Source organism: Bradyrhizobium sp. 21, assembly GCF_023073335.1.
Taxonomy (GTDB): domain Bacteria; phylum Pseudomonadota; class Alphaproteobacteria; order Rhizobiales; family Xanthobacteraceae; genus Bradyrhizobium.
Map to the genome: position 1 here is coordinate 76,701 of NZ_JADPJG010000028.1, position 26,341 is coordinate 103,041.

Genomic DNA, 26,341 nt, shown 5'->3' on the forward strand with positions numbered 1-26,341 from the left:
GCTGTATCAGGGCTAGGATGGCGCTCCCGAAGGCGAAATTGGATAGACCGATGCTCAATCAAGTCAGGGATTTCGCGGGCGAGGTGCTGCCGGGGAGCTGTGGCGTGCCGCCTTATTCCGAGACCGGGTTTCTGGCTGAGCTGGGTGACCGCCTAAGGTCCTCGCGCATGCGCTGCGACCTGTCGCGGCGGGAGCTTGCCCGCCGCTCCGGGATTTCCGAGCGCTACATCGCCCAGATCGAGGCCGGCAAGGGCAACGTCTCGATAGTACTGCTGCTGCGGCTGGCCTCCGCGATCCACGGCAGCCAGCCTCGGGCGGCTTAAAGCGAACCTTGGGCCCGCTTCTCCACGTTGGCGCTGCGGGCCGGCACGCCGAACTCCTTGCGGCAGACCTCCGCCAGCACGGCGACGCCCTCGCGGATCTGCTGATGCGAAGGGCTCGCAAAGCACAGCCGCAGCCGCGAGCTGGAATGGCTTTTGTCGGTCGACCATTCCGGCCCAGGATTGATCGATACGCCGGCCGCGAGCGCGGCCTGATACAGCTTCAGCGTATCGACCTGGTCGGGCAGCTTCACCCAAAGGAAGATGCCGCCCTTCGGCTCCTCGAACTCGGCCGCAGTGCCGAATTGCTCATTGAGGGCTTCCATCAGCGTGTCGAGCTTGGTGCGCAGCGCCTTCGTCAGCGCCGGCACGTGGGTCGAAAAATGCGGCTTGCAATAGGTGGCGAGCACCATCTGCTCCAGTGCGCCGGAGCCGGCGTCGGTCTTCAGTGCCAGCATCCGCGACATCACCTCCCAGGGCGCGACGATGAAGCCGACGCGCAGCGCCGGCGCGATCGATTTCGAGAACGAGCCGATATGGATCACGCCGCCATTCGGGCTCATCGCATAGAGCGCCGGCGGCCGCTGTCCCGACCAGACGAGATCGGCATAGCAATCGTCCTCGAAGATCGGCACGCCGTATTCCGCCGACAGCCGCAACAGCTCCGCGCGGCGGCCCTCCGGCATGATGCTGCCGGTCGGGTTCTGCACCGTCGGAATGGTGTAGATGTATTTCGGCCGGATGCCGCGGCCCTTGAGGTCGGCCAGCGCCGTGGCCAGCACGTCCATGCGCATGCCGTCCTTGTCGAGCGGGATGCCAACCACATTGACTCCAAGCCGTGCCAAACGGGTTAGCGAGCCCTGATAGCTATCCTGCTCGAAGATCACGGTATCGCCGCGCGTCAGCAGCGTGGCGTTGACGAGGTCGAGCGCTTGCAGCGAGCCGGACACGATCAGGAGATCGTCGACCGTGCAGTTGATGCCGGCATCGCGCTTCAGTTTTGTCACCAGGAATTCGCGCAAGGGCAGATAGCCCTGCGGACCATGTGCCAGCCCGTAAGTAGCAAGCGAGCGGCCTTCGCGTCGCAGAGCCAGGTTGGCCGCCTCGATCAATTGATCGAGCGGCACCTGCTCGGAGTCATTGTTGCCGCCGACAAAACTGTACTTGGCGAGGCCCGTCCAGCGCGCAGAGGGGGCCGGCAGCCCTGCGGGAAACAGGGGCGCGAAATCGAAGCTGGACGTCATGGGAGCGTTCCTCGTGGTTTTTATTGAGTGGTTGTTTTTATTGGGCGGCCAGCCTGCTGCCGACCGGGCGCCGCGATTTCGATGATGTCATCATGCCAGTGTTTTGCCCGACGCGTCAAACAAAATTCGTAAAATCCGCATACGCGTCGCGTAGGCCGGCAAGTCATTGATTTTGCGGGTTGGGCCTACTGTGCATGGGGTTGTTTTCGGGTTTTCTATTTTTTCCCCGCCGTCCTCGTCGGACGACCTTGGCTGATAAAAGCGTAATGCGCATTGGCGACTCCGCCAACCATCAAGGCCTCGACTGCGGGCTCGGCGATCTCGCCTGTAGCCGCCCAGTCGACGAGGAAGTTGGCTCCGGTCCCGCCGCGGACGTCGTCGGTCGGAATGAAGATCGAGACGGTGGCGAGCGGCTTCAGCGCGACCGGCGCCTTCAGATAGCTCTCGACCTGCTTGCCTGCGGTATCGAAATAGGCGATGCGCTTGACCACCAGCGCCTGGGTCTCGGAGGCGTTGTGGATGCTCAAGGTCACCGAGAAATCGACGCGCAGCTTGCCCTGGCTCATCGCCACGCTGGAATAGGCCGGCACGTAGAAGCCGCCGGAGACGGCGAGCTCCTCCTTTGGCACCGCAGTAAGCGAATCGGCAGAACTCTGCTCGACATTGACTTTGGGCTGCGCGAGCGCGGGCTGTGCGGACGCGAGCGGGCATAGCAGCATTGCAACGGCGAGCCCCGTCCGCATGTGACGAATTGCTCGCTTGCCGCGCCGCACTCGATCACTAGGGTGCGGCAAAACGGACCCATCTGGCATGCACGAGCTCATTCGCGACATCACTCTCTGTATCCTGTTTGCCTGGATGCTGGGCCTGCTCGCCCATTTCAGCAGGCAGCCGCTGATCCTGGCCTACCTTATCGCCGGCTTCTGCATAGGTCCATTCGGCGCCGGCTGGGTCAAGTCGCAGGAATCGATCAGCGTCATCTCCGAGCTCGGCCTGATCTTCATGCTGTTCATGATCGGGCTCGAGATCGACCTGAAGAAGATCGTGCGGGCGGGAAAGGTGATCCTGTTCGCCGCGGGCGGCCAGCTCGTCGGCGGCTGCCTGCTCGGGGTGCTGTTCTTCGCAGGCATCGGCTTGTCGCTCGGCGGCGGGCAGTTTGATGCGGTCTATCTCTGCGTGGCCTGCGCGCTGTCGAGCACCGTCATCATCGTCAAGGTGCTCTACGAGAAACGCGAGCTCGACACGCTGCCCGGCCGCATCACGCTCGGCGTGCTGGTGCTGCAGGACATCTTCGCCATCCTGTTCCTGGCGGTGCAGCCGAGCCTCGCCAATCTGGAAGTCAGCGTCATCCTGCTGTCGATCGGCCGTGTCGCGGTGCTGGTCGCAGCGGCGCTGCTGGTCAGCCGCTACGTGCTGCCGCGCCTGTTTCACCAGATCGCCCGCCGCCCCGAGCTGATCCTGCTCGGTGCGCTCGCCTGGTGCTTCCTGGTCGCCGAGACCGCCGAGCGGCTGTCGCTGTCGCGCGAGATGGGCGCCCTGATCGCCGGCGTCTCGCTCTCGACCTTTCCCTACGCGCTCGACGTCACCGCCAAGGTCACCACGCTGCGCGACTTCTTCATCACGCTGTTCTTCGTCGCGCTCGGCATGACCATTCCGGTGCCCGGTCTCTCCGTGATCGGGCTGGCGCTGATGATCGCGGCATTCACGGTGGTGAGCCGCCTCGTCACCACCTTCGCCCCGCTCTATCTGATGAAGCAGGGCCTGCGCGCCAGCCTGCTGCCGGCCCTGAACCTCGCGCAGATCTCCGAATTCTCGCTGGTGGTGATCCAGACCGGGGTCGCCGACCACCACATCGCGGCCGAGACGGCCAATGCGGCCTCCTTCGCCTTCGTGGTTTTGGCCGTGCTCTCGACCTTTGCGATGAGCCGCAGTGACGAGATCACCCGCTGGGCGATCGGTCCCCTGAAGCGGATCGGCTTGAAGGACCTCGACGACGGCGCGCACGGCGAGGAGGGGAGCGAGGGCGGCCATGGCGAGGCCCGCCGCATCGTCATCCTCGGCTTCTTCCGCGCGGCGAGCGCGCTATTGGCCGAGATCGAACGGCAGGCCCCGGTGCTGCTCGAGCAGATCACCGTGATCGACTTCAACCCCAATGTGTACCAGACCCTGCTGTCGCGCGGCCTGCACGTGATCTATGGCGACATCAGCAGCGCCGACACGCTGCTCCATGCCGGAATCGGCAAGTCCGAGATGATCATCCTCAGCGTGCCGGATGCGCTTCTGAAGGGCGCCAGCAACGCGAAGCTAGTCCGCCACGTCCGCACCCTCAACCCGACCGCCATGATCATTGCCACGGCCGATCTCTTGTCGGATGTGGGCGAGCTCTATGCGGCCGGCGCCAGTTACGTCACGGTGACCCGGCTCAGCGACGCCCATGAACTGTTGACCGTGATCGAGGCCGCCCAGGCCGGCCTTCTGGCCGACAAGCGCGCCGAGCTCGATCAGCGGCTCGGGGAGCGGCGCGAAGTGTTGCCCTGACGGCACCCGGCAGCCTTCCTCCCGCGGCATCCGCGCCTACATCCCTGGTATGCTCGGTGCAAGCCTGAAGCCGCTTATCAGGCCCGCTACCCGGAATATGCGGTTGCATCCAGGACACTAGCGCCCCGGCCCAAGTCCGGCTAAGCCTCCCGCTCATAACCGATAGAGATTGGGAAATGCCCGATAACGTCCAGGAAGTCTTGCAGGCCTTCGCCCGGGGTGAGCTCGTGGTCGTCACCGACGACGAGGACCGCGAGGGCGAGGGCGACCTGATCGTCGCCGCCTCGCTCTGTACCGCCGAGAAGATGGCATTCATCATTCGCCACACCTCCGGCATCGTCTGCGCGCCTGTGACCACCGAGGATGCGCGCCGCCTCCGGCTCGATCCGATGGTCGCTCACAACGATTCCGCGCACACCACGGCGTTCACGGTCTCGATCGACTACAAGCCTGACGGCGGCACCGGCATCTCGGCCGAGGAGCGCGCCTCGTGCTGCCGCGCGCTGTCCAATCCCAATGCCGGCGCCAACGATTTCGCCCGTCCCGGCCACATCTTCCCGCTGATCGCCAAGGACGGCGGCGTGCTGCTGCGCTCCGGCCATACCGAGGCGGCGGTCGACCTCTGCAAGCTCTCCGGCCTGCCGCCGGTGGGCGTCATCAGCGAATTGATGAACGACGACGGCAGCGTGATGAAGGGCGAGCAGGTCGCCCGCTTCGCCGCCCAGCACAAGCTCAAACACGTCACCATCGCCGACATGATCGCCTACCGCCAGGCGCGCGAGAAGCTGATCGAGCGGGTCTCGACCTTCGTCACCGAGAGCCCGATCGGTCCCTTGCAGGGCTATGCCTATCGCTCGCCGTTCGATTCCATCGCCCACGTCGCCTTCGTCTATAACGGTGTCGGTGACGGCAAGAACGTGCTGACGCGCTTCCACAAGCCGAACATCGTCAGGGACACCTTTACCGGCCACAAGCGCATGGCGGCCGTGCTCGAGCAGTTCAAGAAGTCCGGCCGTGGCGTGCTGGTTTATCTGCGCGACGGTGCGGCCGGTGTCCCCGTGGCGCCGTTGCCCGAGGAGAGCGCGACCGAGGCCGACCGCAACCGCCAGTGGCGCGAAGTCGGCGTCGGTGCGCAGATCCTGCGCGATCTCGGCGTCACCTCGATCCGGCATCTCACCTCTTCGGTGCACGACTACAAGGGCCTGTCGGGCTTCGGCATCGAGATCGTCGCCAACGAGCAGCTCGAAAGCTAGCGCTGTCATTCCGGGGGGCGCGATGCGCATTCCCGGGATTCACGCAGGCCCGTACATCTGCAACGCAATTGCACTTGTTGCCGCGGCGCTTTACTTTGTCGGACAAATTTTGACGGAACCAGACGAAAGGACGTTTCATGACCGCGCGCCCTCAGGCCAAGGACAAGCCGGCTTCGGCTTCTTTCCAGTGGGACGATCCGTTCCTGCTCGACGAGCAGCTCACCGAAGACGAGCGCATGGTGCGCGACACCGCGCGCGCCTACGCCCAGGACAAGCTGCAGCCGCGCGTCACCAAGGCCTATCTCGAAGAGAAGACCGACCGCGAGATTTTCAATGAGATGGGCGAGCTCGGCCTGATCGGCATCACGCTGCCTGAAGAATACGGCTGCGCGAACGCGAGCTATGTCGCCTATGGCCTCGTCGCGCGCGAGATCGAGCGGGTGGACTCGGGCTACCGCTCGATGAACTCGGTGCAGTCCTCGCTGGTGATGTACCCGATCTACGCCTATGGCGACGAGAACCAGCGCAAGAAGTACCTGCCCAAGCTCGCCAGCGGCGAGTGGGTCGGCTGCTTCGGCCTGACCGAACCCGACGCCGGCTCCGATCCGGCCGGCATGAAGACCCGTGCCGAGAAGGTCTCGGACGGCTACCGCCTGACCGGCAGCAAGATGTGGATATCGAACGCGCCGATCGCCGACGTGTTCGTGGTCTGGGCCAAATCGGCCGAGCACGACAACCAGATCCGCGGCTTCGTGCTGGAGAAGGGCATGAAGGGCCTCTCCGCGCCGAAGATCGGCGGCAAGCTGTCGCTCCGCGCCTCGATCACCGGCGAGGTCGTGATGGACGGCGTCGTGGTGCCGGAAGATGCGCTGCTGCCCAACGTCTCCGGCCTCAAGGGCCCGTTCGGCTGCCTCAACCGCGCCCGCTACGGTATCTCCTGGGGTGTGCTCGGCGCCGCCGAGGACTGCATGCACCGCGCCCGCCAATACACGCTCGACCGCAAGCAGTTCGGCAAGCCGCTCGCCGCGACCCAGCTTGTGCAGAAGAAGCTCGCGGACATGCAAACCGAGATCGCGCTGGGCCTGCAGGGCTCGCTTCGCGTCGGCCGCCTGATGGACGAAGGCAAGTTCGCCCCCGAGATGATCTCGATCATGAAGCGCAACAATTGCGGCAAGGCGCTCGATATCGCCCGCGTCGCGCGCGACATGCACGGCGGCAACGGCATCTCGGCCGAGTACCACGTGATGCGCCACGTCCATAACCTCGAGACGGTCAATACCTACGAGGGCACCCACGACGTCCACGCCTTGATCCTGGGCCGCGCGATCACCGGCATTCAGGCGTTTTTCTGAGCGCCTCGACTTCGTAGTGGCTGTTTTGCTCCGCTGTCATCGTCCGCCCCGTGCGCTCTAGCGCACTGCGGCGGACGATAGAGTATCCCAGAGACCTCGCCTTCGCCTCAGGCGCCGCGGCGTACTGGATACCCCGCTTTCGCGGGGTATGACGAAGAGTGGGGCGGTACGAATTGGAAGTGCCATGTCCGACAATGACGACGTCCCGTTCAACCGCAACTTTCCGCTGAAGCCCGGCGTCGTCGAGGAAGTCCGCCCCGGTGTGCGGCGCGTGCTTTGTAACAATCCAAGCCCGTTCACCTTCACCGGCACGGTCAGCTACATCGTAGGCACGGGCAACGTCGCGATCATCGATCCCGGTCCGGACGACGCGGCGCATGCGGCAGCACTGCTCGATGCCGTCAACGGCGAGACGGTGAGCCATATCTTCGTCACCCACACCCACCGCGACCATTCGCCGAACACCGCGCGGATCAAGCAGGCGACCGGCGCGCCCGTTTATGCCGAAGGCCCGCACCGCGCCTCGCGCCCGCGCTTCGAGAGCGAGAAGCACAACCCGGAATCGGGCGCCGACCGCGACTTCGCGCCCGACATCAGGATCGCCCATGGCGATATCGTCGAAGGAGACGGCTGGCGGCTCGAGGCCGTGGCGACACCCGGCCATACCGCCAATCACCTCGCCTTCGCCTGGCCCGAGCGAAAATTCAACTTCGTCGGCGACCACGTGATGGGCTGGTCGACCTCGATCGTGGCGCCGCCCGACGGCTCGATGATCGACTACATGGAATCGCTGGATCGTCTCGCCGCGCGCGAGGAGGATCTGTATTTCTCCGGCCACGGCCCCGAAATTCCGGACGGCCCGCGCTTCGTGCGCTTCCTGATCCGCCACCGCAAGGCGCGCGAGGCGTCCATCCTGCACCGTCTCGCCAAGGGCGAGACCGACATCCCGACCATGGTCCGCGCGATCTATATCGGCATCGATCCGAGGCTCACCACTGCGGCCGGCTACTCCGTGCTGGCACATCTGGAAGATCTGGTCGCCCGCGGCGTGGTGGCGACGGACGGCGATCCCGTGATTGGCGGAACGTATCGGATGGCGAACGCCTAACGCTCCGTCACTTCTTCACCGTCTTCGCCGGCGCCTTTGGCGGCGTCACCGGCGTCTTCTTCACCGGTTTGAGCGCGTCCGCATCGGCGGCGGTGTTGAGGTCGTCGATGAATTTCTTCACGCGCGCGGCGTTGCTGCCGAGGTCGCTCTCGAAATAGCGCGAGGCCGAGCGGATATCGACGCGGGAATCCTCGCCGTCGGGCACGACCCGGATCGCGATGTCCTCGCGGAAACCCATGATCGGCGAGCGCGCCACCGCCTCGATGCGGCCGATGCGGCGCGGCGGCTGCGGCGCGCGCTCGTCGATGACCAGCCATTTGCGCTTGTTGACGAGCTGGAGCGCGATCGCATAAGCGCGGTCGACGGTGATTTCGAGCTCGATCGGCTCGATATCCGGGTAGAACTGACGCTGCTGCTCGGCCGAATAGAGACCGGCATAAACCGCGGTATTGGCGCCATCGCCGGTGCGCAGGCGGGCCAGTGCGTCGAAGCGCGGCGGGTCGATCGGGTCGGTGGTGATGTCGTGGATCGCCGGCAGCTTGCGGTATTGCAGGCCGAGATAAGCGGGATAAGCGAGGATCGCGCCGTCGATCAGGAAGGCAAGCAGGATGCGCGCCATGCCGCGCGAGCCGTTCTGCCAGATCGCGGCAAAGCCGGCGAGGCCGAACAGGATCGAGAGCGCCGCGATTCCGAGCCCGCCAAAGAAGGTCGCGAGCGCCGGCTTCATCTCCAGGAAGCCGAAGCGGAGGATGATGATCGAAACCACCACCGCCACCACCGCGAACACGGCCAGATTGCGCGCCCAGTTCGCGAGGCTGGACACGGGCTCCGACTGATAGGGAGCGGAAAACCTGCGGGCCATCGGGTGAGCTCTGCCGGGGTCTTGGGGGCGGTGCCGGCCGATCTGGCACGACTATGGGCCGTTGAGACCACGGCCCGGGGGCAAATTCAAGGGTTCCCGGGATGTTACAGCCTGTCATCCGGGTTCGATGCCGCTGGCATCGTCCGGAACGACAGTGTTTGGTTGGGCCGCCTACGCCGCCGCGTTCGGGAAGCGGTATTCCCTGAACTGGTCGCGCAATGCGGTCTTCAGGATCTTGCCTGTCGCCGTGTGCGGGATGCCGTCGACGAAAGCGACGTCGTCGGGCATCCACCATTTGGCGATCTTGCCGTCCATGAACTTCAGGATGTCCTCGCGGCTGGCCTGCTGGCCCTGCTTGAGCTGTACGATCAGCAGCGGTCGCTCGTCCCATTTGGGATGGAATACGCCGATCACGGCGGCTTCCGCCACGGCGGGGTGGCCGACTGCGAGGTTTTCCAGGTCGATCGAGGAGATCCATTCGCCGCCGGATTTGATCACGTCCTTGGAGCGATCGGTGATCCGCATGTAGCCGGCCTCGTCGATGGTCGCGACGTCGCCGGTGTCGAAGAAGCCGTCCTTGTCGAGGATGTCAGTGTCGATGCGGAAATAGGCCTTGGCGACGGCGGGGCCGGAGACTTTCAGACGGCCGAAGGTCGTGCCGTCCCACGGCAGCTCCTTGCCGGCATCGTCGGTGATCTTCATCTCGACGGCGAACGGCGCGTAGCCCTGCATCTGGAGCACGTCGAGCCGTGCCTCGCCGGTTGCATTCTGGAACGGCGGCTTCAGCGCCGCGACGCTGCCGATCGGGCTCATCTCGGTCATGCCCCAGGCGTGGCGGACGTTCGCGCCCATGTCGAGGAAGGCCTTGATCATCGAGCGCGGCATCGCCGAGCCGCCGCAGATCACCATCTTCAGGTCCGGCAGCTTCAGATTGCTGGCTGCCATGTGCTGAAGCAGCATCAGCCACACCGTGGGCACGCCGGCGGTATGCGTCACCTTCTCGGTCGAGAGCAGCTCATAGACCGAGGCGCCGTCGAGCTTGGCGCCGGGCATGACGAGCTTGGTGCCCTGCGAGGGCGCGGAGAAGGCGATGCCCCAGCTGTTGGCGTGGAATAGCGGCACCACGGGGAGCATGGTCTCGGAGGCGCTGGTGCCGAGCGCGTCGACATTGTTCGCCATCAGCGCATGCAGCACGTTGGAGCGATGCGAATACAGCACGCCCTTGGGGTCGCCGGTGGTCCCGGACGTGTAGCACATCGCGGCCGCCGTGTTCTCGTCAAAGTCTTTCCATTTAAATTCGCCGTCGGCCTCCGCGATCCAGTCCTCGTAGGCGACCACGTTCTTCAGCGTCGTCTGCGGCATGTGCGCCTTGTCGGTGAGCACGACGTAGCGTTCCACGCTTGTCAGCTTGTCGGCGATCTTCTCCAGGACCGGTACGAAAGTGATGTCGGTCATCACGATGCGGTCCTGCGCATGGTTGATGATCCAGGCGATCTGCTCGGGGAAAAGGCGGGGATTGACGGTATGGCAGATGGCGCCGATCCCCATGATGCCGTACCAGACCTCGAGATGGCGCCAGGTGTTCCAGGCGATCGTTGCAACACGGTCGCCAAGCTTGATGCCGTCGCGCTCCAGCATCTGCGAGACCTTAAGCGCGCGCTTGTGGATGTCACCGTAGGTGGTGCGATGGATCGGTCCCTCGACCGAGCGCGTGACGACCTCCTGCTTGCCATGAATCCTGGCGGCGTGTTCGATGATCCGGTGGCAGAGCAGGGGCCAGTCTTGCATCAAACCAAGCATTCCGTCGTTCCTCCGAGAAGTCGCTGGGCGGATTATCGCTCTCAGCGTTGGGCCAAAGAATTGTCATGAGTTTTAGCCTGCCGGCCTTTCGCCGCAAATGGTCTTGTCGCGGCTATATGTCCGCCGGCGCGGCAATGGTTACCGCCGCACTCGGGCTGTCGCTGCTGCTTGCTGAGAGGGCAGAGGCGCGAAAATACGCGTCCCCGCTGGATATCTTTGGCATTGCTGCACCGCAGCCGCGCGCGACGGTCCATTCCGCCAAGGTCCCGCTCCCGAGATCACGCCCCGAAGAGGCCCCCAAGGCAGCGGATGAGGCGCCGCCGGAGGCCGAGGGCAAGCCTTCTCAGGGCAAGCTTTCTCCGGACAAGCCTTCTCCGGACAAGCCGGCCGAGGCCGCGCCGCCCGAGAAGCAACTCTCGGCCTGCCGCCTCGCGCTGACCGAGGAGATCGCCATCGCGCCGTCCATTCCGGACATCCGCGGCCCCGGCGCCTGCGGCGGCGAGGATCTGGTGCGGCTCGAAGCCATCGTGCTGCCGGACAAGCGCAAGGTGGCGGTCAAGCCGGCGGCGATCCTCCGCTGCACCATGGCGTCAGCGATCGCCGATTGGGTGCGCAAGGACGTGGTGCCGCTGGCCGCGAGCCTCGGCTCGACCATCAGCGATCTCGACAATTTCGATAGCTTCGAATGCCGTGGCCGCAACCGCGTTGTCGGAGCCATGCTGTCCGAGCACGGCAAGGCCAACGCCCTCGACGTCCGCGCCATCAAGCTGGCCAACGGGCAGTCGATTGGCCTCACCGACCGCAGCATGTCGCGCGACGTGCGCGAGCGCGTGCTGCATTCGGTCTGCTCGCGCTTCTCTACCGTGCTTGGGCCGGGCTCGGACTGGTACCATGAGGACCATATCCATCTCGATCTCGCCCAGCGGCGCAACGACTACCGGATCTGCCAGTGGAATGTCTGGGATCCGCTGCCGCAGGTTGCCCCGCTGCTGCCGGCGGATCGGCCAGAGGAGGCCCCTCCGCGCGAGGTCGCGGCCAAGCCTGAAGCAAAGGACGAAGCTGAGGGCGCGGCGGCGGAGAAGTCCCCTGCGCATTCGGACAAGTCGGTGCCCGAGAAGGGGCAGCCGTCTAAGCCGCCAACAAATAAGCCGCCAACAAAAAAGCGCCGGTGAAACCGGCGCTTTTGAAGGTCTCAGATCAGGCGGCGATCAGTTGCTACCTGCCTGGCCGGTTCCGCCGCCTTGCAGCGCGAGGCGCGAATTGTAGGGCGAGTCGCCATGCTTGGGCTCGAGCACGACCACGATGGTGCCGAGCTTGACGCGGCTGTAGAGGTCGATCGCGTCCTCATTGGTCATGCGGATGCAGCCCGACGAAATCGAGGCGCCGATATATTCCGGCTGGTTGGTGCCGTGAATGCGGAACAGGGTGTCCTTGCCGCCCGAGTAGAGATACATCGCGCGGGAGCCCATCGGATTGTCCGGGCCGGGTGCAACGAAGGTCGGCACGCCCAGGCGCGAAATCTCGCCGGGGGTCGGATGCCAGGCCGGCCACTCGGTCATGCTGCCGACCTTGGCGATGCCGGACCAGGCCATGGCTTCTTCGCCGACGGTGATGCCGTAGCGGATCGCCTTGCCGCCATCCATCACCCAATAGAGGTAATGGTTGTCGGAATCGACCACGATCGAGCCCGGCGATTCCTTGCGGTGGTAGTCGACGATGGCGCGGCGGAACGGCTCCGCAACCGGCGTGTTCTCGTACCGAACCTTGGCAAGGAGCTCCTTGTCTTTCGGCTTGAAGGCCTTGGTGTCGGTCGCTTCAAAATGTGTGGCCTGCATGCAGCCCGACAGCATCACGCCAGCGGCCAAGATACCCAGCATAACTTTCAGCGACGACATGATTTGGTTCCAATCGACAACAAACAAGCTTTCGTGGAGCTTGAGCAAAGCCCAAAGACCACGACTCCGTTGCCCCCATTATCGTTGAAATCTGCCACAATTCCAGCCTTTCGGACCTTCTCCCGCGATGCGAGACCTTACCTGTGGCTTTTTTGCCGCAAGTTTTGCGTCCCGAAGCGCCAAGGATGCCGAACTGTCGATTCCGGGCCACGGTGCCGCCACAAATGCAAAGGTTCCGTTAATGTGCTTGTCATCATGAACTTGTCAGAATCGCGCTAAAGGCTGTCATTCTGTCGCAGGTTCTCTGGAGTTGTTCATGTTTTCGGTGTTTGTTCCCTCCGAGTCCTCCCTCAAGAAGGCGGTCATCGAGGATCTCACGGCGCTGCCGGAGAGCGCAGTCTGGATCGACCTGTTCAACCCGACCGCGGCCGAGGACAAGGCGGTGGAGCGGCTGGCGGGGATCGCCATCCCGACCCGGGAAGACATGCAGGAGATCGAGATCTCCAGCCGCCTCTATATCGAGAACAGCGCGCGCTACATGACCGCGACGCTGATGTGCCACTCCGATACCGACATGCCCCGGACCACGGCGGTGACTTTCATCCTTGGCGACCATCGCCTCGTGACCGTGCGCTACGATCAGCCCAAGCCGTTCGCGCTGGTCGAGGCCAAGCTCGCCCGTTCCTGCACGCCGGCGATCACCGGCGAGATGGTGCTGGTGGAGCTGCTCGACGCGGTGATCGACCGCTGCGCCGACATTCTGGAGCGCTGCGGCGCCGACATCGACCAGGTCTCCCATGACATCTTCGAGCCGGAGAGCGAGCGCCACGGTCACGCCAAGCAATATTCCCAGATCCTGATCTCGATCGGCCGCAAGGGCGATCTGACCTCGAAGGTTCGCGAGAGCCTGGTGTCGATCGGCCGTGTCGTCGCCTTCCTGTCAGCGGTGGTGGAGGGCGTGAAATGGTCGAAGGACATGCGCGAGCAGCTCAAGACCATGCAGCGCGACGTCGTCTCGCTGACCGACCACGCCTCCTACCTCTCCAGCAAGATCACCTTCGTGCTCGACGCCATGCTCGGCGTCGTCAATCTCGAGCAGAACAACATCATCAAGCTGTTTTCGGTCATGGCCGTTGTCCTGATGCCGCCGACGCTGATCGCCTCGATCTACGGCATGAACTTCAAGTCGATGCCGGAGCTCGAATGGGCGCACGGCTATCCGTACGCGCTGGTCTTGATGCTGATCGCGGCGATCGTTCCGTACTGGATCTTCAAGTGGAAGAAGTGGCTGTAGAGCTTGATCCGGACCCGGAGGGCCGCGTTAGCGCAAAGTGCGAAGCGGTTTTCCGAAAAGATCATGCTCAAGCAAAGATACCTACCGAGACCTTACGCAGGTCGCACAGACACGGCGGTTGGTGTCGCAGAATAGATCGGGATTGAGGCCGCGCGGTGATGCGTGTCCCTCGCCCCAATTCCTCCGGTAAAATTTGAGCGGTGGGCTGAACGTTTGCGCGAAACTTGTCTGCGATAAGCAGGGGGTTAGCCGCGAGGAAAAGCCATGGTTGAAAAATACATAACGTCGCCCCGCAACGTCATCGATCTGGCGAACTATCGTCAGGTCCTGGCGAGCGGCAAGGCGTCGTCGATGTCGGCACGCATGTGCCGGCACTGTGGTGCTCCGCTGCTCGATGGCGAGAACGACGACGACTGCTCGACTGCATTCAGCACGGCCGCTCCGCAGCCGCGCGAAAGGTCACGTCGGATTCGACTCGATTGAGGAACGGAAGGTGAGGGCGATCCAGGTCCTGCGGCGGCTTTGTCTGGATCGCCTTGCTTCCGTCTTCGCGACATTTCACCTAACGCTCCACGATCTGCGCCGTCGAGACAATGGTCTCGGCGATCAAGCGGCTCTGTTTGGAGAGGCCACACTTTTGCGCAACGCTGCGGAAGAATTCGCGCGGGTAAAGCGGCCGCAAATGTTCGTAGAGTGAGACTGTGCTCGCGAACCGGCCCACGCTGCGCCCGCCTTACCTACACGTGCTGGCCGCCGTTGATGTGAATCTCGGCGCCGTTGACGTAGGACGAGGTGTCCGTGCACAGCACGTAGATGATCTTGGCGACCTCGTCGGGCGTGCCGAGCCGGTGCAGCGGGATCTGCTGGTCGACGATCTTCTCCGTGCCCGGCGACAGGATCGAGGTGTCGATCTCGCCAGGCGCGATCGCGTTGACGCGCACGCCGACGCGGCCGAAATCCGACGCCATTTCGCGTGTGAGCGAAGCCAACGCGGCCTTGGAGGTCGCATAGGCCGCGCCCGCGAAGGGATGTACCCGCGATCCTGCGATCGAGGTGACGTTCACCACCGATCCCTTGGCCGTCTTCAGCTCCTCGATCAGCCCGCGCGCGATCATGATCGGTGCGAAGAAGTTGACGTGAAACACGTGCGTCCAGGTGTCGATGTCGGTGTCGACCGAGCCGAGCCGGGAGCCGCCCGGTCCCTTCGGTGAGATCGCGGCGTTGTTGACGAGGGCATGGAGCATGCCGCCTTCGAGCCGGTCGCGGATGTCGGAGATCGCGCGGGTCGTGTCCTTGGGGTCGGCGAGATCGACCTGGATGTGATCCTCGGGACCGGCGTCCCACGGGCAATCTTCGGGGAAGGCATGCCGCGAGCAGGTGATCACGCGCCAGCCCGCCGAGGAGAAGCGGATCACGGTGGCGTGGCCGATGCCGCGGCTCGCTCCGGTCAGGAGCAGCGTGCGACGCGGCGCATTGGAAGACTGCGACATGAAGGTCTTTCAGGTTGGAGCATGATCCGGACCCGGAGGGCCGCGTTAGCGCAAGGTGTGCAGCGGTTGTCCGAAAAGAACATGCTCAAACAAAATTAAGGGTACATCCGCGTCTTGGACCATGGTTGGGCGGTCGCGTCACGGCGAAATTCGATGCGGTCGTGCAGGCGGAATGGGCGGTCGTGCCAGAACTCGATGCGCACCGGCGTGATGCGCCAGCCGCTCCAGCCCGGCGGCCGCGGCACCTCGCCGATGACGTGCTTGGCCGCGACTTTTGCGATGGCTTGCTCGAAGGCGAAGCGGCTCTCCAGCTCTTGCGACTGCTTGCTTGCCCAGGCGCCGATCTGCGCCTGCTTGGGGCGGGTGGCGAAATATGCGTCGGCCTCGGCCTCGCTCACCGGCGTCACGTTGCCGCGGATGCGGACCTGACGGCGCAACGACTTCCAGTGAAAAAGTAACGCTGCCTTAGGATTTGCGGCGAGTTCGCGGCCCTTCTGGCTGGCGATGTGGCTGTAGAAGACGAAACCCTGGGTATCGAAGCCCTTCATCAGCACCATGCGGACGTCCGGCAGCCCGTCCGCGTCGACGGTTGCGAGCGCCATGGCGTTCGGATCGTTCGGCTCGCTCTTGATCGCCTCGTTCAGCCAGGCCTCGAACAGCGCAAAAGGTTCGTCGGCGGCGGTGAAATCACCGGATGTTAAGGGTGTCTGGTGTTTCATCGAGGTCGTGTCGGTCATGTCTGGAGTCCGAGTTGCGTCCTGCGGCCCAAAACGCGTTGTTGTCCGCTACCGCCCTATATAGGGCATGGGGGCGCGTTGGCCTATCGGCGATCCGGCCGTCCGGCTTCGTCATGACGATCATTCTGATCGGGCTCGGCACCGGCGGTTGCAGCTTTTCCCGCAATGACAAGAATGCCTACGCCAGGGCCGAAGACAGCGACCTCACCGGCTCGATCGCGATGCCGGTGGCGGCTCCGACCGAGACCGATCTCGCCTTCGCGCGGAATGCCGCCTCCGATGTCCTCAGCAAGGGCGACAAGGATTCCAGCCAGCACTGGGAAAATCCGGAGACCGGCGCGCGGGGGTCGGTGACCCCGATCGCGCAGTCCTACGCCGCCGAGGACGGCCGCAGATGCCGTGACTTCCTGGCGAGCTACGTCAACGGCGATACCGAGAGCTGGCTCCAGGGCGCCGGCTGCCAAAGCAGCCGTGGCCGTTGGGAGATTCATACGCTAAAGCCGTGGCGGAGTTGAGCATGATCCGGAAAAGTGGGAACCGGTTTTCCGGGAAGATTATGTTTCAGTCATACGGAATCGGCTCCGCGGCCTAGTTGCAAAAATACCACTCGCCCCCCACATTGGGCTCAGGTGGGGCGGGGAGCCCCTTTGGACAATTCGATTTCTTGAAGGAGACGTGACGGATGCGCGACCCCTATGAGGTCTTGGGGGTGCCGCGGAGCGCCAACGCTGCCGCGATCAAAAGCGCCTATCGCAAGCTTGCCAAGAAGCACCATCCCGACAGCAACAAGGGCGACCCGAAGGCTGCCGACCGCTTCTCCGAGATCAACTCGGCGAACGAGATCATCGGCGACGAGGACAAGCGCAAGCAATTCGACCGCGGCGAGATCGGTGCCGACGGCAAGCCGCGCTTCCAGGGCTTTCCGGGTGGCGGTGGCGGGCCGCGTGGGCGCGCGGGTCCCGGCGGCTTCGAGAGCTATACGTTCCGGGGCGGTGGCGCGGGCCCAGGGCAAGGCGCGGGCGGGTTCGAGGACATCCTCAACAGCATGTTCGGCGGTACACGCGGCGCGCGGCCGGGAGCAGGCGGCAGTCCCCAGTTCGAATTCGACACCGGCGGGATCGGGGTTGATCTCGATCTGAACGTCGCCATGACCGTCTCACTGGAAGAATCGGTGCAGGGCGGGGAGAAGCGCGTCCGCCTGCCGACAGGCAAGGAGCTCAACGTCAAGATTCCGGTCGGCGTCGTCAGCGGCCAGCAGATCCGGCTGAAGGGCCAGGGCGAGACCGCGCCGGGCCACCCGCCCGGCGATCTCCTGATCACGATTACCGTTGCCCCGCACTCGTTTTTCAAGATCGAAGGCGCCGACCTCAGGATCGACTTGCCGGTCACGCTCTACGAGGCGGTGCTCGGCGGCAAGGTCCGCGTGCCCACTCTCGGCAATGCCGTGGAGCTGTCGGTTCCGAAGAACATCTCCAGTGGCCGCACCTTCCGCCTCAAGGGCAAGGGACTACCGAAGGCCGGCGGGACCGGGGATCTCTTCGTCACCGTCAGGATTATGCTACCGGACGGGAACGACGCCGAGCTTGAAGCATTGATGGAGAAGTGGCGGGACCAACACCCCTACAATCCACGTAGCGGGCTTGGCTAAGCATGATCCGGACAAGTGCGTAGCGGTTTTCCGGAAAGATCATGCGCAAAAAAATTAAAGCGCGAGGCATCGCGCTTTAGGGCGAGATCGCAACTGAAGGGGTTTTCCTAAAGGTTGAGAGCATTCTCCAGCAGATGATGCTCATCATACGCGCGAGGCGTGGTAGCGCTCTCGGCTCACGTGCTCGACGTGTGTCGGCGGTCCGGCGGGGCAGCCGACGAAAAGGTGCGGCCTCGAGAGGGGGACCAGCGCGGTACCAAAAACCCCAATCGAGGCCGCCCGCGTCGATCGGCGGATCGAACGCTGCTCAGTTTCGCGTGATCATCCGGTGCGATAATGAGACGCGCCGATGTCCTGATTCCAAATTTTCAATGTCGGAATCGAGGCACCGTCTTTACGCGGTTGTCTAGGTGCCGTTTTTCTCTGCCTGGTCGTAGACCGCTTGCGCCACGTTGGTCAGCCGGTCGCGGTCGGCACCGCCCCCGCTGACCACGTAGCCGACACCGCGCTCGGCCCAGAACAGCGCCCCGTCCTTGTCCGCTCTGGCGTAACGCATCTGCGTCGCGCCGTTCTCGGTCTTGGCGGTGTAGATCGTGTACCGCTCGCCCGAGGCGCCCTCATACATCAGGAACGACGCCGGACCGCTCGGCCCCGGCAGGAGCCGGCCGCCGACGAGCTTCAGTCCGCTCGCCTCCAGGTTCGGTGCGAACACGGTCCAGCCGCAGCGTCTGGTCAGCCAGGCCTGGAGGTGGTCGCGCTCGTTGCCGCCGACCTCGACGGGGTGGCGAACCTCGACGACATAGAGGCGGTGGGCGTCGAGCGCGTCCGTCGTAAAACTCTGGAAGGTCGAGGGGGCATTGGCGGCGCCATGCGCGACCCAGCCGGCGGTGCCGCCGGCGACGAAGGCAACCAGCACCGCTGCGGCGGCGCCATAGAGCCACCGGCGGGGCCGGCGCTCCAGCCGCTCCAGCTCCAGCCGCGCCGGCACCGGCTCCTGGGCGACGGAATCGTAGCGGGCGTGCAGCATTTCGGCCATGGCGCGCCAGGACTGCACGCGCTCGGCCTCGTCAGGATGGGCGGCAAGCCAGGCCTCGACGTCGGCGCGGCGCTCGGCCGGCAGCTCGCCGTCGACATAGGCGTGCAGTTCGTCCTCGGTCACCGGAATATTGCGGTCGTTCATATCGGTCGTCTCTGGCTCTGCGGCCCAAAATGGTCTTCGTGGTTCAACTGCGCCGCTTCCCATTGCATGCGAGGAAAGCGACATGCGCTATGCATCAACCCTGCCATCATTTCACCCGCCTGAGCGCCGGGCGCTCGCCCTCAAGCGAGGCTTTGACGTGGGCACGGGCGCGCGCCAGGCGCGACATCACAGTGCCGATCGGCACGCCCTGGATGTCGGCGACCTCGCGGTAGCTCATGCCCTCCAGCATCACCAGCAGCAGCACCGAGCGCTGCTCCTCGACGAGCGTCGCCAGCGCCCTCTCGATATCGCGCCCTTCGGCTTCGGTCCCGCTGGCGTCCGGGTTGTTCTCCGTCAGCTGCATGAATTGCGGGCGCCTTGCCAGCGAGCGCCGCCGGTTCTTGTTGAGGTTGGTCAGGATCGTGTAGAGCCAGCTCCTGACGTCGCCTCCGAGGAACAGGCGCTCCGAACGCAGCGCCCGCACCAGCGTATCCTGCACCAGATCGTCGGCCGCATCCGCCTCGCGCGTGAGCGCGCGGGCGTAGCGGCGCAACGCCGGGATCATGGCTTCCACACTCTGGCGAAACGCACTCATTGCCGTCTTGATGTCCTGACATTCGGCGCAAGCGCCACAACCATCATAACACCCGAACGGAACGGCTATTCCGGCGCTCGGAACAGCGTTAACGCCGCGTATTAGGACTGTACCGCAAGGGAGGGCTGGTGTACCTCCAGACCTCAACGAGAGCTCGACGGGACGTTAGCAAAATGGCGCAGAATTCAGGGCTGATGCAAGGTCTGATGCAGGGCAAGCGCGGGGTCATCCTCGGCCTTGCCAACAACCGCTCGATCGCCTGGGGCATCGCCAAGGCATGCCACGCGGCCGGCGCCGAGCTCGCCTTCACCTATCAGGGCGATGCGCTGAAGAAACGCGTCGAGCCGCTCGCCGCCGAGATCGGCGGGCTTGTGCTCGGCCATTGCGACGTCACCGATGCCGCGACCATCGACGCCGCCTTCGCCGTGCTGGAGGAGAAGTGGGGCAAGATCGACTTCCTGGTGCACGCGATCGCTTATGGCGAGCAGCTCGACGGTCGCTATGTCGACACCACGCCGGAGAATTTTTCGAAGTCCATGCTGATCTCCTGCTATTCGTTCACGGCGGTGGCGCAGCGCGCCGAGAAGCTGATGACCGACGGCGGCTCGCTGATCACGCTCAGCTATTACGGCGCCGAGAAATGGATGCCGCATTACAACGTAATGGGCGTCGCCAAGGCTGCGCTCGAAGCCAGTGTGCGCTACCTCGCTGCCGATCTCGGCGAGAAGAACATCCGTGTCAATGCGATTTCGGCAGGTCCCATCAAGACGCTCGCGGCGTCCGGCATCGGCGATTTCCGATATATCCTGAAATGGAACGAGGCCAACGCGCCGATGCGGCGCAACGTGTCCACTGAAGACGTCGGCGGCAGCGCGCTGTATTTGCTGTCCGAGCTGTCGCGCGGCGTCACCGGCGAGGTGCATCACGTCGATTCCGGCTATCACGTGCTGGGCATGAAACGGCCCGACGCGCCGGACATTTCGTTCGGCGGCAAGGATTAGTTCCTAGATCTGAATGTCCGCGCCCACGATCTATTATCTTCGCCACGGCGAGACCGAGTGGAATGCGCTCGGCAGGCTTCAGGGCACCAAGGACATTCCGCTTAACGCGCGCGGCCGCGGTCAGGCCGAGCAGGCAGGCCTCATTCTCGCCGATCTGTTCAAGCGCGATGGCCGCGACAAGGCTGCGTTACCCTACGTGTCGAGTCCGCTTGGCCGCGCGCGGCAGACCATGGAATTGGCGCGGGGCAGGCTCGAATTGCCGCTTGCCGACTACACGCTCGACGATCGCCTGCGCGAGATCGGCTACGGCGTCTGGGAGGGACTGACGCTGGCCGAGAGCGAAGCCTCAGATCCCGAAATCTACGCCCGGCGCCTCGCCGACAAATGGACGGTGGGCCCCGCGGGCGGGGAAACCTACGCCGATGTGCAGGTCCGCGTGCGCGCCTGGTACGACCAGCTCCGGACCGACACCGTCGCGGTCGCGCATGGTGGGACCTGCCGGGCCCTGATGGTATCGCTCGGCCTGGAGACCCCGGCCAGCGCCGCCGAGCTCTATATCGAGCAGGGCGCCGTCTACGTCTTCCGCGACGGCCGGCTGGAGAAGTTCAGTTAAGCCGTTACGCCCTCCCGCTGCGGGTTTGACCCCCGGCCCCCCGCGCGTTACCACACGCCGGAACCGAGCCAGCGAGCAGCGATGTCCTTCAACACCTTCGGCCACATGTTCCGCGTCACCACCTTCGGCGAGAGCCACGGGGTGGCGATCGGCTGCGTGGTCGACGGCTGCCCGCCCATGATCCCGCTCGTCGAGGCCGACATCCAGGGTGACCTCGATCGCCGCCGGCCCGGCCAGTCGCGCTTCACCACCCAGCGCCAGGAGCTTGACCAGGTCAAAATCCTCTCCGGCGTGATGGCGCATCCGGAGACCGGCGTGCAGGTGACGACGGGTACCCCGATCGGGCTGCTGATCGAGAACACCGACCAGCGCTCGAAGGACTATTCCGAGATCAAGGACAAGTTTCGCCCGGGTCATGCCGACTTCACCTACGAAGCCAAATACGGCCTGCGCGACTATCGCGGCGGCGGCCGCTCTTCGGCGCGCGAGACGGCGACGCGCGTCGCTGCCGGCGCGATCGCGCGAAAAGTGCTGCCTGATGTGAAGGTACGCGGCGCACTGGTGCAGATGGGCCCGCACAAGATCGACCGCGCGAAGTGGGACTGGGACGAGATTGCGAAAAACCCGTTCTTCTGTCCCGACAAGGACAAGGCTGCCTTCTTCGAGACCTATCTCGACGGCATCCGCAAGAGCGGCTCCTCGATCGGCGCGGTGATCGAAATCGTCGCCGAAGGCGTGCCGGCAGGATTGGGTGCACCGATCTATGCCAAGCTCGATGCTGAGCTCGCCGCAGCGATGATGAGCATCAACGCCGTGAAGGGCGTCGAGATCGGCGCCGGTTTTGGCGCGGCGGAATTGACCGGCGAGGAGAACGCCGACGAGATGCGCACCGGCAATGACGGCACGCGCTTTCTGTCCAACCATGCCGGCGGCGTGCTCGGTGGCATCTCCACCGGACAGCCGGTTGTGGTGCGCTTCGCGGTGAAGCCGACCTCCTCGATCCTGCAGCCGCGCCTGACCGTCGATCGCCAGGGCGCCGACACCGAGATCACGACCAAAGGCCGCCATGACCCCTGCGTCGGCATCCGCGCCGTCCCCGTCGGCGAAGCCATGATGGCCTGCGTGCTGGCCGATCACTTTTTGCGCGACCGCGGGCAGGTGGGACGTTAGGTCTTCGTGTCGCGCCACTAGCCCACCGCGCAGCTTGACGATCCCACAGCTTCGTCCGCAAATGCGTCATGGAATCCTCCGAGCTTCAGCGCATCACCAACTGGCTGATCGACGGCGCCAGGTCGTCGGGGACGCCGTCGGAGATGATCGCAGACGTCTGCGAGCATCTGGTCGCAGCCGGCTTGCCGCTGTCGCGCTTTGGCATCTTCATCCGCACGCTGCATCCAGAGATCTTCGGCCGCAACTTCATCTGGAAGCAGGGCGAGAAGGTCGAAATCGGCACCGTCGATTTCGAGATCCTGGACTCGCCGGAATTTGCCCGGAGCCCGCTTCGCATCGTGTTCGAGCAGGGGATCGAGGTCAGGGGCCGCATCGACGATCCCGACAGCGAGCGATTTCCGTTCATCAACGACATGCGGGCCGAAGGGGCGACCGACTATATCGCGGTGCCGATGCCCTATCTCGACGGCTCTATCCACGCAACGAGTTGGGTCACGCGGGATCCCGGCGGCTTCAGCGATGACGACATCGCGGCGATCCGCACCCTCATGGCACCGCTTGCGCGCGTCAGCGAGATCATCAGCCTGCGCCGCACCGCCGAGATGCTGCTCGACACCTATGTCGGCAACCGCGCCGGCGCGCGCATCCTCGGCGGCCAGATCCGCCGCGGCCACAACGACACCATGCAGGCCGCGATCTGGCTCTCGGATCTGCGCGGCTTCACTGCGCTGTCGGACCGGCTGCCGGCCGAGACCGTGGTCGAAATCCTCAATCACTATTTCGACTGCCAGGTCGCCGCGATCCGGGGCCATGGCGGCGAGGTGCTGAAGTTCATGGGCGACGGCCTGCTCGCGGTGTTCCCGATCGACGAATATGTCGGCGATGCCGCCCATGTCTGCACGCGCGTGCTGGAAGCCGCGCGCGAATCCCGCGCCAGCGTCGCGGCGCTCGCCTTTCCGGTCGGCGACGTCATCGAGCGCTTCCGCTTCGGTGTCGCGCTGCACGTCGGCCATATCCTCTACGGCAATATCGGCGGCGGCAACCGCCTCGACTTCACCTGCATCGGCCCGGCCGTCAATCTCGCGGCGCGGCTGGAGAAGATCGCGGGCCGCACGGGCCGCACGGTCGTGGCCTCGGAGGGCTTTGCCAATGTCTGCCGCCATGACTGGCACGAACTCGGCGATTTTCCGATTGCGGGATTATCCAAGGCACAGCGCGTGTATGGGCTGACTGAGGAGACGCCGGTAGTGATCGCCTAGTGCACGGCGTGGTCGGCGGGACTAGTCGGCGCGCACATACGATTGTCTCAGTCCGAGCGTCAGGATTGTCAGTGTGATCCACAGCCGCAGCATGGCGAAGCTGAAGATGAAGACGAAATAGATCAAATTCTTCGTGAACTGCGTCGCCGCCGAGGTCTGCCAGAAACTCCAGATCGCGCTCCGCACCGCTTCCTGTCCGTAGGCGAGCGCGACGTTGACCACGCCGAGCACGATCACGGCTGCGCCGAGCCACAGCCCGCGTCGCGCGAACTCGCCAATCGCGACAAACAAAGCGATTTTGCCGTCATCGCGCTCAGCGCGAACGATCATGAGCAGCACGAGAGCCGCGATCCAAGCGCTCCAGAAGCGCCCGGGGTGGGTGAATTGGTCGAACGCCATGCCGTCGAGGCCCGCCATCAAATGAAGCGAAGTCCCATAGCCGATCGCCGCGGTGCCGAGTGCTGCTGCGATCATCACGAGCGCGATCCGCCACAGGATCGAGAACGAGAGCCTAAACTGTTCGCCCAATGTCAGCTCGCCGAGTGAGGACTGGCCGCCGGCCGCTTCGATCGATTGTTGCGCCGTCGCGAAGAAGGCCAGCAGCACCGCGATGTCGGCAATGATGATCGCCGGCACCGCCACGGCGCCGCCGCCGAACGCGATCACCCGCATCGCGGCCGCCAGGATGAGCCAGGGCAGCGCATGCAGGAGCTTAAATGGACCGAACGAGGTCTCGTGGCGGGCTCGCTTGAGTTCGAGCTGTTTGCGCAGTGCGACTGACATCGCACCGTCGTGACACAGGAGATTGAACTCCTGGTAGCGCGGATCGGTAAAATTGACGCGAAGGGAAGCGAATGGCGGCGCTACTCCTCCGGCTCCGTCGTGAACAGCAGCGGGTAGCCCTTGGCGCGGCCGGCGTCGGTGGCGCGGGTGGCCTTGGTCTCCGCGACGTCCTTGGTGAACACGGCGACCACGCAGGCGCCGAGCTTGTGGGCGGTGATCATGACCTTGTAGGCCTGATCCTCGGTCATGCGGAACTCGGCCTTGAGGATCATGGTGACGAATTCGCGCGGCGTGAAGTCGTCGTTGATCAGGATGACCTTGTGCAGCTTCGGCCGCTCGACCTTGATCTTCGTGCGCGTTTTCGGCGTGGTGACAGTGTCGGCCATCGTTTCCTGAAACGTCCCGGTGCTGATGAGCTTACGCCCTGCCTATCATATTGCAGGATCGGACGCCTCTCCAAGGCGGTCAGGCCGCTCGTCACCATGCCGTCGCGTATGGGCAGCAATGCGCCAATTGCGCGTGCGCTTCACGGAAGCGCACGAACGAATTGCATCGCGGCAATGAGAGCGCCCACGGACAACACCACCGATGCAATCATATAGACGGCCGAAGCCCACGTCTGACCGCGCTCGATCAGATACCAGGCATCCAGCGAGAACGTCGAGAAAGTCGTGTAGCCGCCACAAATCCCGACGGTCAGGAAGATCCGGGCGGCCTGCGGCAGGTTCCATCTCGTCGCGAACATCGCGGTGAAAATCCCGATCAGAAATGATCCCGTGACGTTGATGATCAGGGTGCCCCAGGGAAAATCGGTGCCGAACAACCGGCCCGAGCCGATCCCGACAAGATAGCGCACGACCGCGCCAAGCGCTCCACCGGCGGCGACCGCCAGAATGAATGGGATGTTCAACGTCGCGTTCCCCCGTTTGCAGCTTGCATCACTTGTCCTCTGTTGCCAGCCCGTTGCCGACGGTGAACAGCCCCACGAGCGCGGCCAGCGCGAAGCCGAGGCCGGCGAGGAACGTCCCGGCCGGACCATAGGCGTCCCACAGCGCGCCGGCGATCACACTCGCGGCCAGCAGTGAGAGGCCGGTGAACAGGTTGAAATAGCCGAACGCGGTGCCGCGCAGGCTCGGCGGCGCGGTATCGGCGACGAGGGCCGAGAGCAGGCCTTGTGTCAATCCCATGTGCAGTCCCCACAGCACGACGCCGAGCGCGAGGCCCGCAAGGTTCGGCAGCAGTGCAAGCGCGAGATCGGCGCCGGCGAGGAAGACGAGGCCGAGCGCGAGCAGGCCGGTGCGGTTGATCCGGTCCGACAGCACGCCGGCCGGATAGGCCGACAACGCATAGACGATATTCATCAGCACCAGGACCGCCGGCACCCACATCGCATTGAGCCCGATGTTCTGTGCGCGCAGGATCAAAAAGGCTTCGCTGAAGCGCGCGAGCGTGAACACGACGCCGACCGCGACGACGCGCCAGTACACGGGTCCAAGCCGCCGCATGGCGGCGGTGTTCAGCGGATTCTTCGCAGGCTCCCGGCCGGGGGCCGGCTCCGGCTCGTTCACCGCGAACGCGATCAAACCGAAGGACAGGAACGCCGGCAGCACCGCCACCCAGAATACCGCCGTAAAATTGTCCGCCGTCCACCACATCAGACCGATTGCTGCGAGCGGCCCGACGAAGGCGCCGATGGTGTCGAGCGATTGCCGCAGGCCAAAACTCGCGCCACGCAGGCCGATGGGCGCGATATCGGCGATCAGCGCATCGCGCGGCGCGCCGCGAATGCCCTTGCCGACGCGGTCGATGAAGCGCGCCGCCACCAGCCATCCAACACTGGGGGCAAGCGGGAACAGCGGTTTTGTCAGCGCGGCCAGCCCGTAGCCGAACGCGGCGAGCAATTTGCGCCGGCCGAGCCAGTCGGACAACGCGCCGGAGAAGATTTTCGTGATCGAGGCGGTCGCCTCCGCAATACCCTCGATGAATCCGACGGTGAGCGTGGAGGCGCCGAGCACGGTGACGAGGTAGACCGGCAGCAGCGCGTGGATCATCTCCGACGAGACGTCCATCAGCATCGAGACGAAGCCGAGCACCCAGATCCCCCGGGGCAATCCGCTGCGTGCAGCATTCGGTGTCGTCGTCGCCACGTCTCGTCCTTCGTCGTCAGGCAACAAAAAACCCGCCATCGGCGGGTTTGTC

Annotated in this window: 27 protein-coding genes; 14 read left to right on the forward strand and 13 right to left on the reverse strand. The window is 64.5% G+C overall.

The features are described 5' to 3' along the window. The first annotated feature begins 50 nt into the window (after positions 1 to 50). The gene (locus IVB31_RS22930; protein WP_247327884.1) at positions 51 to 323 is read left to right on the forward strand and encodes a helix-turn-helix domain-containing protein; all 273 of its coding nucleotides are present in this window, start codon (positions 51 to 53) and stop codon (positions 321 to 323) included. Here the strand turns inward: IVB31_RS22930 and IVB31_RS22935 are convergent. Together IVB31_RS22935 and IVB31_RS22940 are read right to left on the reverse strand one after the other, a co-directional pair. After that, positions 320 to 1,564 carry a PLP-dependent aminotransferase family protein gene (locus IVB31_RS22935; protein WP_247327886.1) on the reverse strand — a complete coding sequence of 415 codons (1,245 nt, stop codon included), beginning with the start codon at positions 1,562 to 1,564 and terminating at the stop codon, positions 320 to 322. The genes IVB31_RS22930 and IVB31_RS22935 overlap by 4 nt on opposite strands. 215 nt (positions 1,565 to 1,779) lie before the next feature. Continuing rightward, positions 1,780 to 2,307: a DUF3124 domain-containing protein gene (locus IVB31_RS22940; protein WP_247327888.1), complete on the reverse strand. Its 528-nt coding sequence runs from the start codon at positions 2,305 to 2,307 to the stop codon at positions 1,780 to 1,782. Between the two features lie 67 nt (positions 2,308 to 2,374). Between IVB31_RS22940 and IVB31_RS22945 the strand changes: the two genes are divergently transcribed. The 4 genes from IVB31_RS22945 to IVB31_RS22960 all read left to right on the forward strand — a co-directional run bounded on the left by IVB31_RS22945 (position 2,375) and on the right by IVB31_RS22960 (position 7,815). Beyond that, positions 2,375 to 4,102 (forward strand): cation:proton antiporter, encoded by a 1,728-nt coding sequence (locus IVB31_RS22945; RefSeq protein WP_247327890.1) that lies wholly within the window; start codon positions 2,375 to 2,377, stop codon positions 4,100 to 4,102. A 176-nt stretch (positions 4,103 to 4,278) separates the two neighbouring features. Next, positions 4,279 to 5,355, forward strand: coding sequence for a 3,4-dihydroxy-2-butanone-4-phosphate synthase (gene ribB, locus IVB31_RS22950; protein WP_247327892.1), 1,077 nt, complete (start codon positions 4,279 to 4,281; stop codon positions 5,353 to 5,355). Positions 5,356 to 5,492: 137 nt separating this feature from the next. Next, positions 5,493 to 6,707 (forward strand): acyl-CoA dehydrogenase, encoded by a 1,215-nt coding sequence (locus IVB31_RS22955; protein WP_247327894.1) that lies wholly within the window; start codon positions 5,493 to 5,495, stop codon positions 6,705 to 6,707. Positions 6,708 to 6,891: 184 nt separating this feature from the next. Beyond that, positions 6,892 to 7,815 (forward strand): MBL fold metallo-hydrolase, encoded by a 924-nt coding sequence (locus IVB31_RS22960; protein WP_247327898.1) that lies wholly within the window; start codon positions 6,892 to 6,894, stop codon positions 7,813 to 7,815. A 7-nt stretch (positions 7,816 to 7,822) separates the two neighbouring features. Here the strand turns inward: IVB31_RS22960 and IVB31_RS22965 are convergent, their stop codons facing one another. Both IVB31_RS22965 and IVB31_RS22970 read right to left on the reverse strand, forming a co-directional pair. After that, complete coding sequence (locus IVB31_RS22965) at positions 7,823 to 8,677, reverse strand: DUF1499 domain-containing protein (protein WP_247327901.1); 855 nt, start codon at positions 8,675 to 8,677, stop codon at positions 7,823 to 7,825. A gap of 171 nt (positions 8,678 to 8,848) precedes the next feature. Continuing rightward, positions 8,849 to 10,477 carry a fatty-acid--CoA ligase gene (locus IVB31_RS22970; RefSeq protein ID WP_247327905.1) on the reverse strand — a complete coding sequence of 543 codons (1,629 nt, stop codon included), beginning with the start codon at positions 10,475 to 10,477 and terminating at the stop codon, positions 8,849 to 8,851. 65 nt (positions 10,478 to 10,542) lie between these two features. Here IVB31_RS22970 and IVB31_RS22975 point away from each other — a divergent pair, with 65 nt between their 5' ends. Beyond that, positions 10,543 to 11,649, forward strand: a complete 1,107-nt coding sequence (locus IVB31_RS22975) for an extensin family protein (protein WP_247327907.1) — start codon at positions 10,543 to 10,545, stop codon at positions 11,647 to 11,649. A 36-nt stretch (positions 11,650 to 11,685) separates the two neighbouring features. Here the strand turns inward: IVB31_RS22975 and IVB31_RS22980 are convergent, their stop codons facing one another. Continuing rightward, on the reverse strand, positions 11,686 to 12,372 hold the full coding sequence (locus IVB31_RS22980; RefSeq protein WP_247327909.1) for a L,D-transpeptidase: 687 nt from the start codon (positions 12,370 to 12,372) through the stop codon (positions 11,686 to 11,688). 316 nt (positions 12,373 to 12,688) lie between these two features. Here IVB31_RS22980 and IVB31_RS22985 point away from each other — a divergent pair, with 316 nt between their 5' ends. Both IVB31_RS22985 and IVB31_RS22990 read left to right on the forward strand, forming a co-directional pair. Next, the gene (locus IVB31_RS22985; RefSeq protein ID WP_247327911.1) at positions 12,689 to 13,666 is read left to right on the forward strand and encodes a magnesium transporter CorA family protein; all 978 of its coding nucleotides are present in this window, start codon (positions 12,689 to 12,691) and stop codon (positions 13,664 to 13,666) included. A gap of 264 nt (positions 13,667 to 13,930) precedes the next feature. Then, positions 13,931 to 14,149 carry a hypothetical protein gene (locus tag IVB31_RS22990; RefSeq protein WP_247327913.1) on the forward strand — a complete coding sequence of 73 codons (219 nt, stop codon included), beginning with the start codon at positions 13,931 to 13,933 and terminating at the stop codon, positions 14,147 to 14,149. Positions 14,150 to 14,403: 254 nt separating this feature from the next. On the opposite strand, the gene IVB31_RS22995 is transcribed toward IVB31_RS22990, so the two are convergent. Both IVB31_RS22995 and pdxH read right to left on the reverse strand, forming a co-directional pair. Continuing rightward, positions 14,404 to 15,156: an SDR family oxidoreductase gene (locus tag IVB31_RS22995; protein WP_247327915.1), complete on the reverse strand. Its 753-nt coding sequence runs from the start codon at positions 15,154 to 15,156 to the stop codon at positions 14,404 to 14,406. A gap of 95 nt (positions 15,157 to 15,251) precedes the next feature. After that, positions 15,252 to 15,893, reverse strand: a complete 642-nt coding sequence (gene pdxH, locus IVB31_RS23000) for a pyridoxamine 5'-phosphate oxidase (RefSeq protein ID WP_247327917.1) — start codon at positions 15,891 to 15,893, stop codon at positions 15,252 to 15,254. Between the two features lie 113 nt (positions 15,894 to 16,006). On the opposite strand from pdxH, the gene IVB31_RS23005 reads away from it, so the two are divergent. Both IVB31_RS23005 and IVB31_RS23010 read left to right on the forward strand, forming a co-directional pair. Continuing rightward, positions 16,007 to 16,408 carry an RT0821/Lpp0805 family surface protein gene (locus IVB31_RS23005; protein ID WP_346730890.1) on the forward strand — a complete coding sequence of 134 codons (402 nt, stop codon included), beginning with the start codon at positions 16,007 to 16,009 and terminating at the stop codon, positions 16,406 to 16,408. A gap of 167 nt (positions 16,409 to 16,575) precedes the next feature. Next, positions 16,576 to 17,541, forward strand: a complete 966-nt coding sequence (locus IVB31_RS23010; RefSeq protein WP_247327924.1) for a DnaJ C-terminal domain-containing protein — start codon at positions 16,576 to 16,578, stop codon at positions 17,539 to 17,541. 406 nt (positions 17,542 to 17,947) lie between these two features. On the opposite strand, the gene IVB31_RS23015 is transcribed toward IVB31_RS23010, so the two are convergent. Then, positions 17,948 to 18,721: an anti-sigma factor gene (locus IVB31_RS23015; RefSeq protein ID WP_247327927.1), complete on the reverse strand. Its 774-nt coding sequence runs from the start codon at positions 18,719 to 18,721 to the stop codon at positions 17,948 to 17,950. Between the two features lie 106 nt (positions 18,722 to 18,827). Beyond that, positions 18,828 to 19,316: a sigma-70 family RNA polymerase sigma factor gene (locus IVB31_RS23020; protein WP_007594679.1), complete on the reverse strand. Its 489-nt coding sequence runs from the start codon at positions 19,314 to 19,316 to the stop codon at positions 18,828 to 18,830. Between the two features lie 173 nt (positions 19,317 to 19,489). Here IVB31_RS23020 and fabI point away from each other — a divergent pair, with 173 nt between their 5' ends. From fabI to IVB31_RS23040, 4 genes are all read left to right on the forward strand, one after another. Further along, positions 19,490 to 20,317, forward strand: a complete 828-nt coding sequence (gene fabI, locus IVB31_RS23025; protein ID WP_247327930.1) for an enoyl-ACP reductase FabI — start codon at positions 19,490 to 19,492, stop codon at positions 20,315 to 20,317. A gap of 13 nt (positions 20,318 to 20,330) precedes the next feature. Then, on the forward strand, positions 20,331 to 20,930 hold the full coding sequence (locus IVB31_RS23030; protein WP_247327934.1) for a histidine phosphatase family protein: 600 nt from the start codon (positions 20,331 to 20,333) through the stop codon (positions 20,928 to 20,930). Positions 20,931 to 21,011: 81 nt separating this feature from the next. Next, positions 21,012 to 22,100, forward strand: coding sequence for a chorismate synthase (gene aroC / locus IVB31_RS23035; protein WP_247328016.1), 1,089 nt, complete (start codon positions 21,012 to 21,014; stop codon positions 22,098 to 22,100). Between the two features lie 68 nt (positions 22,101 to 22,168). Then, positions 22,169 to 23,359 (forward strand): adenylate/guanylate cyclase domain-containing protein, encoded by a 1,191-nt coding sequence (locus tag IVB31_RS23040; RefSeq protein ID WP_247328019.1) that lies wholly within the window; start codon positions 22,169 to 22,171, stop codon positions 23,357 to 23,359. A 21-nt stretch (positions 23,360 to 23,380) separates the two neighbouring features. On the opposite strand, the gene IVB31_RS23045 is transcribed toward IVB31_RS23040, so the two are convergent. From IVB31_RS23045 to IVB31_RS23060, 4 genes are all read right to left on the reverse strand, one after another. Beyond that, on the reverse strand, positions 23,381 to 24,142 hold the full coding sequence (locus IVB31_RS23045; protein WP_247328037.1) for a hypothetical protein: 762 nt from the start codon (positions 24,140 to 24,142) through the stop codon (positions 23,381 to 23,383). Positions 24,143 to 24,222: 80 nt separating this feature from the next. Then, a complete protein-coding gene (gene clpS, locus IVB31_RS23050; protein ID WP_247328039.1) occupies positions 24,223 to 24,528 on the reverse strand; it encodes an ATP-dependent Clp protease adapter ClpS in 306 nt (101 codons plus the stop codon). A gap of 140 nt (positions 24,529 to 24,668) precedes the next feature. Then, entirely contained in the window at positions 24,669 to 25,052 is a 384-nt protein-coding gene (crcB, locus tag IVB31_RS23055; protein ID WP_247328041.1) for a fluoride efflux transporter CrcB, read from the reverse strand. A 28-nt stretch (positions 25,053 to 25,080) separates the two neighbouring features. Continuing rightward, positions 25,081 to 26,289, reverse strand: coding sequence for an MFS transporter (locus tag IVB31_RS23060; RefSeq protein ID WP_247328043.1), 1,209 nt, complete (start codon positions 26,287 to 26,289; stop codon positions 25,081 to 25,083). Positions 26,290 to 26,341 lie beyond the last annotated feature (52 nt).

Bases quoted from the DNA above. Each gene is read 5' to 3' on its own strand.
- IVB31_RS23005 (WP_346730890.1), top strand. From the start codon at position 16,007: ATGACGATCATTCTGATCGGGCTCGGCACCGGCGGTTGCAGCTTTTCC.
- IVB31_RS23030 (WP_247327934.1), top strand. From the start codon at position 20,331: ATGTCCGCGCCCACGATCTATTATCTTCGCCACGGCGAGACCGAGTGG.
- IVB31_RS22975 (WP_247327907.1), top strand. From the start codon at position 10,543: ATGAGTTTTAGCCTGCCGGCCTTTCGCCGCAAATGGTCTTGTCGCGGC.
- IVB31_RS23045 (WP_247328037.1), bottom strand. From the start codon at position 24,142: ATGTCAGTCGCACTGCGCAAACAGCTCGAACTCAAGCGAGCCCGCCAC.
- IVB31_RS23010 (WP_247327924.1), top strand. From the start codon at position 16,576: ATGCGCGACCCCTATGAGGTCTTGGGGGTGCCGCGGAGCGCCAACGCT.
- IVB31_RS22940 (WP_247327888.1), bottom strand. From the start codon at position 2,307: ATGCGGACGGGGCTCGCCGTTGCAATGCTGCTATGCCCGCTCGCGTCC.
- IVB31_RS22945 (WP_247327890.1), top strand. From the start codon at position 2,375: ATGCACGAGCTCATTCGCGACATCACTCTCTGTATCCTGTTTGCCTGG.
- IVB31_RS22970 (WP_247327905.1), bottom strand. From the start codon at position 10,477: ATGCTTGGTTTGATGCAAGACTGGCCCCTGCTCTGCCACCGGATCATC.
- IVB31_RS22955 (WP_247327894.1), top strand. From the start codon at position 5,493: ATGACCGCGCGCCCTCAGGCCAAGGACAAGCCGGCTTCGGCTTCTTTC.
- IVB31_RS22930 (WP_247327884.1), top strand. From the start codon at position 51: ATGCTCAATCAAGTCAGGGATTTCGCGGGCGAGGTGCTGCCGGGGAGC.
- ribB (WP_247327892.1), top strand. From the start codon at position 4,279: ATGCCCGATAACGTCCAGGAAGTCTTGCAGGCCTTCGCCCGGGGTGAG.
- IVB31_RS22980 (WP_247327909.1), bottom strand. From the start codon at position 12,372: ATGTCGTCGCTGAAAGTTATGCTGGGTATCTTGGCCGCTGGCGTGATG.
- aroC (WP_247328016.1), top strand. From the start codon at position 21,012: ATGTCCTTCAACACCTTCGGCCACATGTTCCGCGTCACCACCTTCGGC.
- IVB31_RS22965 (WP_247327901.1), bottom strand. From the start codon at position 8,677: ATGGCCCGCAGGTTTTCCGCTCCCTATCAGTCGGAGCCCGTGTCCAGC.
- pdxH (WP_247327917.1), bottom strand. From the start codon at position 15,893: ATGACCGACACGACCTCGATGAAACACCAGACACCCTTAACATCCGGT.
- IVB31_RS22985 (WP_247327911.1), top strand. From the start codon at position 12,689: ATGTTTTCGGTGTTTGTTCCCTCCGAGTCCTCCCTCAAGAAGGCGGTC.
- IVB31_RS22960 (WP_247327898.1), top strand. From the start codon at position 6,892: ATGTCCGACAATGACGACGTCCCGTTCAACCGCAACTTTCCGCTGAAG.
- IVB31_RS22990 (WP_247327913.1), top strand. From the start codon at position 13,931: ATGGTTGAAAAATACATAACGTCGCCCCGCAACGTCATCGATCTGGCG.
- IVB31_RS23015 (WP_247327927.1), bottom strand. From the start codon at position 18,721: ATGAACGACCGCAATATTCCGGTGACCGAGGACGAACTGCACGCCTAT.
- fabI (WP_247327930.1), top strand. From the start codon at position 19,490: ATGGCGCAGAATTCAGGGCTGATGCAAGGTCTGATGCAGGGCAAGCGC.
- IVB31_RS23020 (WP_007594679.1), bottom strand. From the start codon at position 19,316: ATGAGTGCGTTTCGCCAGAGTGTGGAAGCCATGATCCCGGCGTTGCGC.
- clpS (WP_247328039.1), bottom strand. From the start codon at position 24,528: ATGGCCGACACTGTCACCACGCCGAAAACGCGCACGAAGATCAAGGTC.
- IVB31_RS23040 (WP_247328019.1), top strand. From the start codon at position 22,169: ATGGAATCCTCCGAGCTTCAGCGCATCACCAACTGGCTGATCGACGGC.
- IVB31_RS22935 (WP_247327886.1), bottom strand. From the start codon at position 1,564: ATGACGTCCAGCTTCGATTTCGCGCCCCTGTTTCCCGCAGGGCTGCCG.
- IVB31_RS22995 (WP_247327915.1), bottom strand. From the start codon at position 15,156: ATGTCGCAGTCTTCCAATGCGCCGCGTCGCACGCTGCTCCTGACCGGA.